Origin of the sequence: Pseudomonas sp. SID14000 (genome assembly GCF_002165135.1) — a bacterium.
Taxonomy (GTDB): Bacteria; Pseudomonadota; Gammaproteobacteria; order Pseudomonadales; family Pseudomonadaceae; genus Aquipseudomonas.
This window is the reverse complement of the sequence record NZ_NFZQ01000001.1, coordinates 162,504-176,019: the sequence shown is the minus strand read 5'-3', so window position 1 is coordinate 176,019 and position 13,516 is coordinate 162,504. Positions and strand designations below refer to the sequence as shown.

Below are 13,516 nucleotides of genomic sequence, written 5' to 3'. Positions count from 1 at the left end.
GAGTTTCCACATGTCCGAAGAAACACAAGTCACTACCACTGACGCGGCCATTCTGGTCGAAGGCAACCTGCTGGCCTGCGGCGCAGGCATGTCTTCGCAAAGCCGTCATGACGTAAAGAATGCCTTCCACTTTGCCACCTTGGTGGCTGACAAATCCTTCGATGCCGAAAAGCAGAGCAGGGAGTGGTACGAGCGGTTCATCGATGTCATGCGTGATCTTGGCTTTACCATCCCCAAGCGTAGTTTCGAACTGGAAACCTCGGCGGAACTGTCTGTCACCGTAGGCGCTGTCGCTGTACGGGCGATCGGTGTGGTGGGGAATGCAATGCTGGGGGGTACCAAGTTGGGTGAGCTGGCCAAGATGGCCTTCGACAAACTGACTACCGTCGAAAATGACGCCAAGGTGCTCGACCACAAACGCAAGAACAAGGCCAGGGGCATGGTCGGGATGGCGGCCTGCATCGAAACCGATAACAACGATGTGGTCATGGTGGTGAGTTGCATCCAGGCGTCTGCCCCGCAGCTGGATGATGACATCCTGGGTATCCAGTGGAAGCTGGACAAGACCCACTACTACGCCGGCACGGCTGTGCTTACCCTCAACACCTTCGTCTACGACAAAATCCGCGAAACCGTGGAAAACAAACTCGGCGTGCGCAGTGTCGAGAACATTCTCCAGTACGACATCTGATCGCAGGGCGGCGTTGCAACGCCGCCTTGTTCGGGTCTTTGTGACGAGGCAATACAATGGACAGAGCAGCTGAACAACTCATGTTGATTGGCGGAACGGCATTACTGTATCGCGCAGACACTGGCCAGATTCAGCGTCAGGCCGCCTTCGACTCGATCCTTTACGCCCAGTTGGTGGCCAATAGGCGTGCGGGGTCACGCTTTGAGAACTATGAAGCCTGGTATGACACCTATCGCGAGGCATACCGACAACTGGGCTGGATCAAGCTAGCCGGTACGCATGACCTGAAACAGTTGGGGCAACCCGTGCGTGGCTCGCAGATACAGCCACTCGAAGCGTGGCTGAAGATGCGCTCGATCCGACATGAGGCCGTGCTGGCTGCAGTAAAGAGTGGCCTGAGCCGATCAATCGAAGGTTTTCGCCACCAACTGAAGTTCAGCACGCAGGGTTCGCAGCTGGTGATCGAGCTTGGCTTGCTCAAGCCGGGGCCGGCGCTCGACCTTTGCAGTATCACCCTGCAATTCGACGAGCCGATCGCCGGCACCCCGCGGGACATGCTGCTGGTCGAAAAGGCGTTGGAGGGCGAAGCCAGGTTCAATGGCGTTTCCTTGCTGCTGGATAACGGGCGTTTCCAACGTCAGCGAGATGAACTGCAGGCATTGATGAAAACCAAGGATGCACAGGGGGAGTATCGGTTCGACCCTCATGCACCAGTAACAGGAGCACAACATGAGTGAAGCCATATCTGCTGTGATCGGCGCAGGGATTGTTTCGTTTCTGCCGGGTATTCCCACTGCGCAGAAAAACAAAGTGCGGCTTGCCCTGGCGATGGCTGAGCGGGCCACCGAGACGGCGTACAAGGAAGGGCTGATCCAGGACTGGTTGGCCTACTACCGCAACCAGCTGAAATTCATGGGCTGGGACGCAGTTTCTGCCGAGCAGGTGCACTGGCCTGAGGAGGGCCGGGCCAGGCAAACCGACAAGGTGCTTGAAACCATTGCCGCAACCGCCGGCGATCATTTTGCCTCGGCAAGTGGCCAGTCCATGCGCAAGCTGTTGACCAAGCCGCCGGTTCTGCAATCGCTTGAGCGCTGTGCCTATGAGCGGCAGCATTTTCAATTGCTGCCCTGCGCGCCTGCAGGGGCGAATCGTGTCGACATGGTGCTGTATCACGAAACGGATAATCGTTCGGCGTTCCGGACGGGCTTCATCAGCCACAAGCGCAGCCTCAAGAATGTGCGAGCGGAGTTGATACGCTTCAACATCCTGGCTTTCGAGCAGAGTTTCTTGCCCAAGGTTCAGGATCGCGTCGTGCAGGTTTCCTTGCAGCGCATACTGGATTTCGACATCTAGGGCGCGAGGTAGCCTTTGATGCCTGTGAAGATGATCTGTGCAGCCAGGGCGCAGACGAACAGCCCCATCAGGCGGCTGACGATCTGCAGGCCCTGGTCGCCGAGGATGCGCTCGATACGGTGCGACAGGTACAGCACCAGGCCCACGGTGAAGCAGGCCAGGGCGATGCTGATGATGGCCAGCAGCTTGTCGTCCCAGTGCGGGTGGCCGACACCCATTACCAGCAGTGCACCGATGGTGCCCGGGCCGACGGTCAGCGGGATGGTCAGCGGCACGATGGTGACATCCTGCTGCACGTTGTCGGCTTGTACCGCGGACTTGCCTTGGGCCATGCCCAGGGCCGAGATGAACAGCACGCTGCCGGCGCCGATGCGGAAGGCGTCGGCGGTGATGCCGAAAATGCCGAAGATCGCCCGGCCGAACAGGTACAGCAGGACACTGGCGATGAGCGCGGCGATGGCCACCTTCCAGGCCAGCTGCTTGCGCTCTTTGCTGGAGTGGCCGCGGGTCAGGCTGATGAAGCACGACAGCACGAAGAACGGGCTGTAGAGCACAAGCATTTTCAGGTAGACGCTGAACAACTCATGGAGCATGGGGGCTAGTCCAGGCAGTTATGGCTGGGCAGAGTTTATCAGCAGATTCTATTGATAGCCTGTGCCGGCCTCTTCGCGGGTAAACCCGCTCCCACAGGTACTGCACAAGGCCTGAAGGCAATGCTATCCCTGTGGGAGCGGGTTCACCCGCGAAGAGGCCGGTACAGGCGCCTCAGGTCAGGAACTATGCACCGGATCCACCTTGGCTTCCCGGTGATTGGCCCAGTACTGGATCAGCTCGCGCAACTGCGACAACTCCACCGGCTTGGCCATGTGCCCGTCCATGCCCGCCAGACGGGCGCGTTCCTTGTGTTCGGCCAGAATGTGCGCGGTCAGCGCCACCACCGGAGTGCGCTGGCGCTGGTTGGCCGTTTCCCAGGCGCGTAGCTGCTGGGTGGCCGAGAAACCGTCCAGTATCGGCATCTCGCAGTCCATCAGCACCAGGTCATATCGCTGCGCCTTCATCGCCTGCAAGGCCTCTTCGCCATTGCTGGCGGTGTCGGGCTCGAGGTTGAGCTTGCCGAGCATGCCGCGGATCACCTTGGTCGAGATGCTGTTGTCCTCGGCGACCAGTACGCGGAAATCGCCGGGCAGGTCCAGGGCCTGGGGGATGCCGGGCAAACTGGCCGGTACGGCTTGCTCGCGGCCGCGCTGGGCCAGCTCTTCGGCCAAGGTGGTTTTCAGCGTGTAGCCGGCCACCGGTTTTGCGAGGATCCGCTTGACCCCGGCGTTGCGCGCAATGACCTTGCTCGGCGCGTTGCTGATGCCGGTGAGCATCACTACCAGGATGTCGTGGTTAAGGCTCGGGTCTTCCTTGATCTTGGCGGCCAGTTGCATGCCGGTCATGCCGGGCATGTTCTGGTCCAGCAGCACGGCATCGAAGTAGTCGCGCAGGTGGGCCTTGGTGCGTAGCAGGGCCAGGGCTTCCTTGCCCGATGGAACCGCGCTGACATTCATGCCCCAGGCGCTGCACTGCTGTACCAGCACCTTGCGGCAGGTATCGTTGTCGTCCACTACCAGTACGCGCGCATCACGCAGCGGGCTGTCGAGGTCGGCCGGTGGCTGTTCCAGTCGCGAAGGATCAAGCGGCAGGGTCAGCCACAGGGTGTTGCCCATGCCGGTGCTGCTCTTGATGCCGAACTCGCCTTGCATCAGGCCGATCAGTTGCTTGGCGATGACCAGCCCCAGGTGGCCGCCCAGCTTGTTGCTGGACAGGAAGTGGTGGCTGTGCAGCTCGGCCTGCAGCAAGGCTTCGCGCTCGGCGGCGGGCAACGGTTCACCGCTGTCCTGCACGGCGATGCGCAGACGCGGTACCTCGCCACGCTGGTCCAGCGCCACTACCAGCAGGATCTCGCCCTGATCGGTATTTTTCAGGGCGTTTTCGAGCAGGCTCGACAAGGCTTGGCGCAGGCGCGTCGGGTCGCCGCTAATTACCCGTGGTACTTGCGGCTGGGTGAAACTGATCAGCTCGATGTTCTGCTGCTCGGCCTTGGCGCGGAAGATGTTCAGGCAATCCTCGATCAGCGCATTGAGGTCGAACTGCACGTCATCCAGTTCGATCTGCCGGGATTCCAGCTTGGAAATGTCGAGAATTTCGTTGATCAGCGTGAGCAGTTCGTTGCCGGCGCTGTGAATGGTCTGGACGTAGTCGCGCTGCTTGACCGACAGCGGCGTGCCCAGCAGCAGCTCGGTCATGCCCAGCACACCGTTCATGGGGGTGCGGATTTCGTGGCTGATCTTGGCCAGGAACTCGGCCTTGGCGTTGATTTCGGCGTCGCTGGCGGCCAGGGCGCGACTGGCGCTGAAGCGCTCCTCGCTCATGCGCCGCAGGCGTTCGCTGACCGCCAGGTTGAGAAGCAGGCCGCTAACCACGGTCAGGCCCAGCAGGATGCACAGCAGCCAAGGTGTCGAGGTGCGGGTCAGGCCCAGCAGCGCCGGCAGCAGCACCAGGCCACCAAGGTTGAACACCACCATGGCCAGGCTGAACAGGCGTGACGGTGCATAGCCCTTGTACCAGTGGTAGCTGCTGACCAGCAACATGCTCACGCTGCCCAGGGCCATCAGGGCATAGGTCATCAGGTTGAGCGGCAGGGTGTCGACGAACAGCAACACCAGCCCGCTCACCCCGACCAGTAGCATTTCGCCCTGTAGCAGGCGGTTAAGCCGTGGCGAGTTGCATGGCGAGAAGAAATGCTGGGTGAAATACAGCCCGGCCAGGCCGGCCAGGACCAGCGTCAGGTACGCGGCGGGCGTTTGCGCGCTATGCCACACGTGCCACCAAGGGCCGCTGAGGTTCAGCAGGATCAGGCCGCTGAGCAGCATCAGGCCATGGTACAGCGCCAGGATCAGGGCGGTACTGGAACGGCTGTAGAGGAAGCGGATCAGGTTGTGCATGATCAGCATCACCAGGCCGCCGAACAGCATGCCGAACAGCAGCGGCTGGCGCTGGTCGGAGGCGGCCACGGCCGCAGGCTCCAGGCTGATGGCCGGGCGCAGCTGGTGCTCGGACACCAGTCGCAGGTAGATATCCAGGGGTTGCTTGCTGTTGGGCAGGGGCAGTACATGGTCGCTGCCACGCAAGGTCGGGCTGGCACTGCCGGCCTGGCGCCCGTGGTGCAGCTGACGCAGAAGTTTGTCGCCCTCAAGGGCGTAGAGGTCCAGGCCAGAAAGGTCTGGCGCGAAAACCCGCAGCATTTGTTCCTGGTCGCCGGGCGCCAGGCGGTAGTGCAGCCAAAGGGCCTGTTCCGCAGGAGCGGCATCAAGGTTGGCGAGGACCAGCGGACTGAACTGGTTGCGGTAACGCTCGGAGCGCACGTCGCTCAGTTGCAGGTTGGCCTGTTCGTCGAGCAGAACTGCCCAGCCTCCTTCATGTTCGGCCGCAGCCGGGAACATGCAGAGCAAGGTCAGCAAGCTGACGATCAGAGCTGAGGCAATCCGAAGCCGACGCACTACGAAATCCCTTCTTAGCCAAGGTGCCGGGTACTAACTATGCGCGGCGCGCCAAGTCGAAGGCAAGGCCCCTGGGGGCCCTGTCGACGAGCCGGATGCCGCAGGCACAAGGTGCTGCGGCGCGCTGTGGCAATCCGGTACAACTTACTGTTGGTGCTCACCGCGCTCGCGGGCGATAGCCCGGTAGCCGATGTCGGTGCGGTAGAAGCTGCCGTTCCAGCTTACTTCCTTGGCCAGGCGGTAAGCCTGCTGCTGCGCGTCGGCAACGGTGCTGCCCATGGCAGTGGCACACAGGACGCGACCGCCGTTGGTGACCACTTGGCCATTTTTGAGCGAAGTACCGGCATGGAACACCTTGCCTTCGATCTTGGCTGCCGCCTCCAGGCCGTTGATCACGTCGCCCTTGGCGTAGTCGCCCGGGTAACCGCCGGCAGCCAGCACCACGCCCAGGCTCGGACGCGGGTCCCACTGCGCTTCGACCTTGTCCAGCGCCTTGGCGAATGCGGCCTCGACCAGCAGTACCAGGCTCGACTCCAGGCGCAGCATGACCGGCTGGGTCTCAGGGTCGCCGAAGCGGCAGTTGAACTCGATGACCTTGGGGTTGCCCGCCTTGTCGATCATCAGGCCGGCGTAGAGGAAGCCGGTGTAGACGTTGCCTTCCTCGGCCATGCCGCGCACGGTCGGCCAGATCACCTGGTCCATCACGCGCTGGTGCACTTCGGCGGTGACCACCGGGGCTGGGGAGTAGGCACCCATGCCGCCGGTGTTCGGGCCGGTGTCCTGGTCGCCGACGCGCTTGTGGTCCTGGCTGGTGGCCATGGGCAGCACGTTCTGGCCGTCGACCATGACGATGAAGCTGGCTTCCTCGCCGTCGAGGAACTCTTCGATGACCACGCGGGAGCCGGCATCACCGAAGGCGTTGCCGGCCAGCATGTCACGCACGGCGGCTTCGGCTTCTTCCAGGGTCATGGCTACGATCACGCCCTTGCCCGCGGCCAGGCCGTCGGCCTTGATCACGATCGGCGCGCCTTTTTCCTGCAGGTAGGCCAGCGCTGGCTCGATTTCGGTGAAGTTCTGGTAGTCGGCGGTCGGGATCTTGTGACGCGCCAGGAAGTCCTTGGTGAAGGCCTTGGAACCTTCCAGTTGCGCCGCGCCCTTGGTCGGACCGAAGCAGTCCAGGCCGCGGCTGCGGAACAGGTCGACCACGCCGATGACCAGCGGCGCTTCCGGGCCGACGATGGTCAGGTCGACGTTCTTCTCGGCGAAGTCAGCCAATTGTTCCAGGGCGCACACGTCGATGGCGACGTTCTCGCATTTGGCTTCAATGGCGGTGCCGGCGTTGCCTGGGGCAACGAAGACTTTCTCGACGCGTGGGTCCTGGGCGACTTTCCAGGCCAGGGCGTGCTCACGGCCGCCGCTGCCGATGATCAATACTTTCATGTCAAAACCTCGAATTCTGTCTGGCCGATCCCGTTTTTTGTGTGGGAGCGGCCTTGTGTCGCGAAAGGGCCGCAAAGCGGCCCCGGCAATTTCTGCTGCGAAGCTGAAAATCTGGGGCCGCTACGCGCCCCTGTCGCGACGCAAGGCCGCTCCCACAAGCAAGGCCGAGGATCGGCCGCCCATCTTGATTAGTGGCGGAAGTGGCGCATACCGGTGAAGACCATGGCGATACCGGCTTCGTCAGCGGCAGCAATCACCTCGGCATCACGCATCGAACCACCTGGCTGGATCACGGCGCTGATACCCACTTTAGCCGCATTGTCGATGCCATCACGGAACGGGAAGAACGCATCCGACGCCATGACTGCGCCCTGCACCTGCAGGCCGGCATGCTCGGCCTTGATTGCAGCAATGCGCGCGGAGTTGACGCGGCTCATCTGGCCGGCGCCGACGCCGATGGTCTGGCGCTGCTTGGCGTAGACAATGGCGTTGGATTTGACGAACTTGGCCACTTTCCAGGCGAACACCAGGTCGTGGATCTCTTGCTCGGTTGGTGCACGTTTGGTAACGATCTTCAGGTCATCGGCAGTGATCATGCCGATATCGCGGCTCTGCACCAGCAGGCCACCGTTGACGCGCTTGAAGTCCCAACCGGCAGCGCGCTCGGCTGGCCACTCGCCGCATTCCAGCAGGCGTACGTTCTGCTTGGCGGCAACCACCTCGCGGGCCGCCTGGGAGATCTTCGGCGCGATGATCACTTCGACGAACTGGCGGTCGACGATGGCCTTGGCGGTTTCGCCGTCCAGCTCGCGGTTGAAGGCAATGATGCCGCCGAACGCCGACTCGGTGTCGGTGGCGTAGGCCAGGTCGTAGGCCTTGCGGATGCCGCCTTCGTCTTCAGGTACTACGGCCACGCCGCACGGGTTGGCGTGCTTGACGATGACGCAGGCCGGTTTGACGAAGCTCTTCACGCATTCCAGTGCGGCGTCGGTGTCGGCCACGTTGTTGAACGACAGCTCCTTGCCCTGCAGCTGGATGGCAGTGGAAACGCTGGCTTCGCCTTTCTTCGCTTCTACGTAGAACGCCGCGCTCTGGTGCGGGTTCTCGCCGTAGCGCATTTCCTGGGCCTTGACGAACTGGCTGTTGAAGGTGCGCGGGAATTCGCTGCGGCCTTCGGTGCTCAGGGTCTCTTTGGCCTGGTCGATGGTGCCCATGTAGTTGGCGATCATGCCGTCGTAGGCTGCGGTGTGTTCGAACGCCTTGAGCATCAGGTCGAAGCGCTGGGCGTAGGTCAGGCCGCCGGCCTTGAGGCCTTCGACGATGCCGGCGTAGTCGCTGGCGTTGACCACGATGGCCACGTCCTTGTGGTTCTTGGCAGCCGAACGGACCATGGTCGGGCCGCCGATGTCGATGTTCTCGATAGCGGTCGGCAGGTCACAGCCAGGCTTGGAAATGGTCGCTTCGAACGGGTACAGGTTGACCGCCACCAGGTCGATCGGCTTGATGCCGTGCTCGTTCATGATGGCGTCGTCGGTGCCGCGACGGCCGAGGATGCCACCGTGGATTTTCGGGTGCAGGGTCTTGACCCGGCCATCCATCATTTCGGCGAAGCCGGTGTAGTCGGCCACTTCCACCGCGTTGACGCCGTTGTCCTTGAGCAGCTTGTAGGTGCCGCCGGTGGACAGGATCTCGACACCGAGCTGCTGCAGCTCACGGGCGAATTCGAGGATACCGGTCTTGTCGGAGACGCTGATCAGGGCGCGGCGGACTGGCAGGCGGGTAGTCTGGTCGGTCATTTCGGGTTCCAATAACGCGGTGGAGTCAGCAAAAAAGGCGCCTCTGTTGGAGCCGCCTTTTCTGGTTGGGATTCTGGCTTACAACAAGTCGTACTGCTTGAGCTTCTTGCGCAGGGTGCCTCGGTTCAGCCCGAGCATCTCGCTGGCCTTGGTCTGGTTGCCCTTCACGTAGTTCATCACGCTTTCGAGCAGGGGCGCCTCGACTTCGGAGAGCACCAGGTTGTACACGTCCGTCACGGTCGCGCCTTCCAGGTGGGCGAAGTAGTTGTGCAGCGCCTTCTCGACGCTGTCGCGAAGGGTCTGGCCCTCTTCGCTCGGCGTGTTGAGGTGCTGTTTCAGGTTGGCGTTGTCGCTCACGGGCGTTGTTCCACTCACAAATGTCTCGGTCATCATCGTCATGCGGCCACCCCTTGTCCGTCCTCTGTCTCAAGGCTCTGTCGACGTTCGCTGAAAAACGCACGAACGTTGGCGCACTGCGCTTGTGTGTCTTCCAAAGCGTTGAACCGGGAGCGAAACTCCTTGCCGCCGGGTCGTGTTGCCAGGTACCAGCCAACGTGCTTGCGGGCGATACGTACGCCCATTACATCGCCATAGAAGGCATGCAGCGCGGCCAGGTGCTCCAGCAGGATGCGTTCCACTTCATCCAGTTGCGGCGCTGGCAGGTGTTCGCCAGTGCGCAGGTAATGCTCGATCTCGCGAAAGATCCATGGCCGCCCTTGGGCGGCCCGGCCGATCAACAGGCCATCGACCCCGGTGGCGTCCAGCACCGCCCGGGCCTTTTCTGGCGAAGTGATATCGCCGTTGGCAAAAACCGGGATCGACACCGCCTGCTTGATGGCAGCGATGGTGTCGTATTCGGCTTCGCCGGTGTACAGGTCGGCGCGTGTGCGGCCATGCACCGCCAGCGCCTGGATGCCGGCCTGCTCGGCGATCTTCGCCACGTTCAGGCCGTTCTTGTTCGCCCGGTCCCAACCGGTGCGGATCTTCAGGGTCACCGGGACGTCCACGGCGCCGACCACGGCGTGAAGGATCTCGCTGACCAAGGCTTCATCTCTCAATAAAGCAGAGCCTGCGGCTTTGTTGCAGACTTTTTTTGCCGGGCAGCCCATGTTGATATCAATGATCTGGGCGCCTGCTTCGACATTGGCCTTTGCTGCCGCCGCCATCATCTGCGCGTCACCACCGGCGATCTGCACCGAGCGTGGCTCGGGATCACCTTCATGGATGCGGCGCAGGCTCGACTTGCGGCTGTTCCACAGGCTCATGTCGCTGGAGACCATCTCCGACACCACCATGCCGGCGCCCAAGCGCTGGCAAAGTGTACGGAAAGGCTGGTCCGTGACCCCGGCCATGGGCGCGAGAATCAGGTTGTTACGTAGTGTGTATGGGCCGATGCGTACCGCCGACATAGGTGATCCCTGTTGTGGGGCCGAATCTTGGAGTTCGAAAAAGGGTTGGCATAATACCCGCTCTCGGTGACCGGATAAAGATGGATTTGGATAAAATCTGAACAGTTGTCGGCTTATGACATTTGGTATGGGTGAGGATCCAGGACCTTGCGCGGCCCCTGTGGGAGCGGGCGTGCCCGCGAAGCAAGCGGCGCGATCGATGGCACGGGCTTCGCCCGCATTCTCGGGTGCGCCCGCTCCCACAGGGTTGGTGGTTATTCCGGCGAACGGAAGCTCAGGCTGTAATTGACGGCCTTAGGCCCCGGGTCGAGGATGTCCAGGGCGATATGGATCGGAGTCTGGCTGGGCATTTCGCCGCGCCCGGCCAATTCACCCGACAGGTACTCGCTAGGCTTGAAGCGCCGGCTGGCGATCAGCTGGCCATTGAGGTCGGCGAAGCGCAGTTCCAGCAGCGGGAACGGCTGGGCGAACGGCGCGCGGTTGTAGATGATCGCATCGACGATCAGCGCACCCTTGAAGTCCGGATGGCTGCGTACCACCAGGTTGCTGCTCTTGATTCGGGCAATATCGACGCGGGTCGGCACCTCGCAGCCGACCAGCGGGCAGATTTGCTGGAAGAGCGGCCGGTACTGGTCCTGACGGGCCATTTCGTCGAAGTGGTACCACACGTACTGGAACGCCAGCAAACCAGCAGCCAGCAGGGTCAGGAGGCCCCACAGCAGGCGCTTGCCCCAGTTGGGCGCGGGCTTTTCCCAGCCCAGTTGTAGCGGGTCGTCGACCACGTCGACCAGCGGTTCCTTGCGCGCCGGGCGCTCGGCTTTGCCGGCAAGGCCTGGTTCCAGGCGTTCGCCGGGCAAGGGCTCGAGGGGGGCGTCATCGCGTGCTGACAGGTGCAGCTCCAGCGGCTCCTCGTCGCGGGCGCTCAGGCCCTTCTCCGGGATTTCGTCATCGCTGGCGCGCAGCGGTTCGTTGAATTCGGAGTGCTCATCGATTTCGGCGGCATGGCGTACCGGCGGCTCGTCGTCGATATCCAGGTCCAGATTGCCGCCTAGCGTCGGCTCGGTACGGTCGCCAGGAGTGGGTTCCAGGTCAAGCTCCAGGGGCTCCGGCTCCCGCAGCACGGGCGCGGGCTCTGCCGCCAGTTGCGGTTCGAACGGCTCATCGGTAGCCGTACCGAACAGGTCGTTGGCATGTTCGTCCGGGTGCAGTTCGTCACGCCGCGCCTGCAGGCTGTCACCCTGGCTGGCCGAGCGAGCCGTGGCCGGTTGGCCGCGGCGCTCCAGGCGCTCCAGTTCCATGTCGAGGTCGAGCGCGTCCAGCGCCTGGGTGGTGAGCGCCCAGTCCTCGTCCGGGGTGATGCTGCGCTCGCTGGCGGCAGGTTCGGGTGCGATTGCCGGGTCGACCTGCGGCTCGGCAGGTGCAACTGGCATCGGCGCCGGCACCGCAGGTGCGCTGGCTCCGCTGGCGCGGTTTTGCTCCAGCAACTGCCTGGCGGCGTTGAACACCTGCAGGCAGTGGCCGCAGCGCACCACGCCGCGGGCCACGCTCAACTGGTGGTGGGTGACGCGAAAGCTGGTCTGGCAATGCGGGCACTGGGTGACGAAACTGTCGGTCATGCGGCGATCCGGGAGCTGTGCAGAGAAGTATTCTAGGCCCGCTTAACGGCGGCGACCACTGATGCGTACCCAGCCGTCGCGCACGACGATCGGGTCCAGCTCGAAGTCGGCGGCATAGGCCGCGGCCACTTCCTCACCCTGCTCGGCGAGGATGCCCGACAGCGCCAGCAGGCCCCCTGGGCGGACCAGGCCGGACAGTTGCGGTGCCAGCGACACCAGCGGGCCGGCGAGGATGTTGGCGACCAGCACGTCGGCCTGCATGGCCGGCATGTGCTCGGGCAGGTACAGCGCCAGCTTTTCGTCGGCGATGCCGTTGCGCTGGGCGTTGTCGCGCGAAGCCTCGATGGCCTGCACGTCGATGTCGGTGCCGACCGCTTCACGGGCGCCCAGCAGCAGCGCGGCGATGGCCAGAATGCCCGAGCCGCAGCCAAAGTCCAGCACCTGGGTGCCTTCAAGCTGTTGGCCGTCGAGCCATTCCAGGCACAGGGCGGTAGTGGGGTGGGTGCCGGTGCCGAACGCCAGGCCCGGGTCCAGCAGCAGGTTCACCGCGTCCTGTTCCGGGGCCTCGTGCCAGCTGGGCACGATCCACAGGCGGCGACCGAAGCGCATCGGCTGGAAGTTGTCCATCCAGCTGCGTTCCCAGTCCTGGTCCTCGATCACCTCGGCCTGGTGTTCGGGCAGCTCGGCACCAGTCAGCAGGCGCAGGTGGGAGAACACCTGCTCGGGCTCGGCGTCGGCCTCGAACAGGGCCAGCAGGTGGGTATGCGACCACAGCGGAGTGGTGTTGAGGTCTGGCTCGAAGATCGGTTGATCCTCGGCGTCCATGAACGTGACCGAGACGGCACCTACTTCGAGCAGGGCATCTTCGTAGGTTTCGGCTTGTTCCGGGCTGATGGCCAGGCGTACTTGCAGCCAGGGCATGGCGGGCACCTTTGGTAAATCGACAGGGGCAGCCCTAGGCTGCGCGAAGGCTGGCAGTTTACGCGAGTGCGGTGGGTTTGTAGAGGACGCCGGAACACCGTGCCGGCTTCTTCGCGGGCGCGCCCGCTCCCACAGGTATTCCGTGAACTCTGTGGGAGCGGGCGTGCCCGCGAATGGCTCAATCAGACAAAGCAGAGGGAAAGCGACTCGGCTATGTAGGCAGGCTTCTCTTCACCGTCGATCTCCAGCGTGGCAATCGCCTTGAGCAGCCATTGCCCCGGCTTCTTCTCCACCACCTCGGCCAGGTCCACCTTCAGCCGCACCAGGCTGTCGACCTTGACCGGCTGGATGAACCGCACGCTGTCCAGCCCGTAGTTCACCACCATCTTCAGTCCTTCCGGCAGGACCAGGATGTCCTCGATCAGCTTGGGAATCAGCGACAATGTCAGGAAACCGTGGGCGATCGTGCTGCCAAACGGGGTTTTCGCCGCCTTTTCCGGGTCGACGTGGATGAACTGGAAATCGCCTGTGGCTTCGGCGAACAGGTTGATACGCTGCTGGTCGATCTTCAGCCAGGCCGAGCGGCCCAGTTCCTTACCAACGTACTGCGAAAGCTCTGTAACCGGTACATAGGGCATCGCGGACTCTCCAGTTTGTCAGTTGGCACGAAAGTGCAAGATCAGCACGGCGAACCGTTTCAGTCAAGTTGTCTGCATTTCGACGAATATCGGTATATGGCGGCACATGC

Annotated in this window: 12 protein-coding genes; 3 read left to right on the top strand and 9 right to left on the bottom strand. The window is 62.8% G+C overall.

Going from position 1 to position 13,516, the window contains the following annotated elements:
* The first annotated feature begins 10 nt into the window (after positions 1–10).
* From CAY82_RS00815 to CAY82_RS00805, 3 genes are read left to right on the top strand one after another with little or no spacing between them, the layout of a single operon-like run.
* Positions 11–691, top strand: a complete 681-nt coding sequence (locus CAY82_RS00815; RefSeq protein WP_025340786.1) for a hypothetical protein — start codon at positions 11–13, stop codon at positions 689–691.
* A gap of 56 nt (positions 692–747) precedes the next feature.
* Entirely contained in the window at positions 748–1,428 is a 681-nt protein-coding gene (locus tag CAY82_RS00810; RefSeq protein ID WP_256576198.1) for a hypothetical protein, read from the top strand.
* Entirely contained in the window at positions 1,421–2,044 is a 624-nt protein-coding gene (locus CAY82_RS00805) for a hypothetical protein (RefSeq protein ID WP_087499531.1), read from the top strand. The genes CAY82_RS00810 and CAY82_RS00805 overlap by 8 nt, the downstream gene beginning before the upstream one ends.
* On the opposite strand, the gene CAY82_RS00800 is transcribed toward CAY82_RS00805, so the two are convergent.
* The 9 genes from CAY82_RS00800 to CAY82_RS00755 all read right to left on the bottom strand — a co-directional run bounded on the left by CAY82_RS00800 (position 2,041) and on the right by CAY82_RS00755 (position 13,406).
* A complete protein-coding gene (locus CAY82_RS00800) occupies positions 2,041–2,637 on the bottom strand; it encodes a MarC family protein (RefSeq protein ID WP_087499530.1) in 597 nt (198 codons plus the stop codon). The two genes, CAY82_RS00805 and CAY82_RS00800, sit on opposite strands and share 4 nt — an antisense overlap.
* Positions 2,638–2,814: 177 nt before the next feature.
* Complete coding sequence (locus CAY82_RS00795; RefSeq protein ID WP_087499529.1) at positions 2,815–5,586, bottom strand: hybrid sensor histidine kinase/response regulator; 2,772 nt, start codon at positions 5,584–5,586, stop codon at positions 2,815–2,817.
* A gap of 144 nt (positions 5,587–5,730) precedes the next feature.
* On the bottom strand, positions 5,731–7,026 hold the full coding sequence (gene purD, locus CAY82_RS00790; protein WP_087499528.1) for a phosphoribosylamine--glycine ligase: 1,296 nt from the start codon (positions 7,024–7,026) through the stop codon (positions 5,731–5,733).
* 188 nt (positions 7,027–7,214) lie between these two features.
* Positions 7,215–8,822, bottom strand: coding sequence for a bifunctional phosphoribosylaminoimidazolecarboxamide formyltransferase/IMP cyclohydrolase (gene purH / locus CAY82_RS00780; protein ID WP_087499526.1), 1,608 nt, complete (start codon positions 8,820–8,822; stop codon positions 7,215–7,217).
* 78 nt (positions 8,823–8,900) lie between these two features.
* Positions 8,901–9,221 (bottom strand): DNA-binding transcriptional regulator Fis, encoded by a 321-nt coding sequence (fis, locus tag CAY82_RS00775; RefSeq protein WP_012274390.1) that lies wholly within the window; start codon positions 9,219–9,221, stop codon positions 8,901–8,903.
* Positions 9,218–10,231 (bottom strand): tRNA dihydrouridine synthase DusB, encoded by a 1,014-nt coding sequence (gene dusB / locus CAY82_RS00770; RefSeq protein ID WP_087499525.1) that lies wholly within the window; start codon positions 10,229–10,231, stop codon positions 9,218–9,220. Before dusB ends, fis begins: the two co-directional genes overlap by 4 nt.
* A 254-nt stretch (positions 10,232–10,485) precedes the next feature.
* A complete protein-coding gene (locus tag CAY82_RS00765) occupies positions 10,486–11,847 on the bottom strand; it encodes a DUF3426 domain-containing protein (RefSeq protein WP_087499524.1) in 1,362 nt (453 codons plus the stop codon).
* A gap of 42 nt (positions 11,848–11,889) precedes the next feature.
* Positions 11,890–12,768 carry a 50S ribosomal protein L11 methyltransferase gene (gene prmA, locus CAY82_RS00760; protein ID WP_087499523.1) on the bottom strand — a complete coding sequence of 293 codons (879 nt, stop codon included), beginning with the start codon at positions 12,766–12,768 and terminating at the stop codon, positions 11,890–11,892.
* A 182-nt stretch (positions 12,769–12,950) separates the two neighbouring features.
* A complete protein-coding gene (locus CAY82_RS00755) occupies positions 12,951–13,406 on the bottom strand; it encodes a MaoC family dehydratase (protein WP_087499522.1) in 456 nt (151 codons plus the stop codon).
* Between the last annotated feature and the right edge of the window lie 110 nt (positions 13,407–13,516).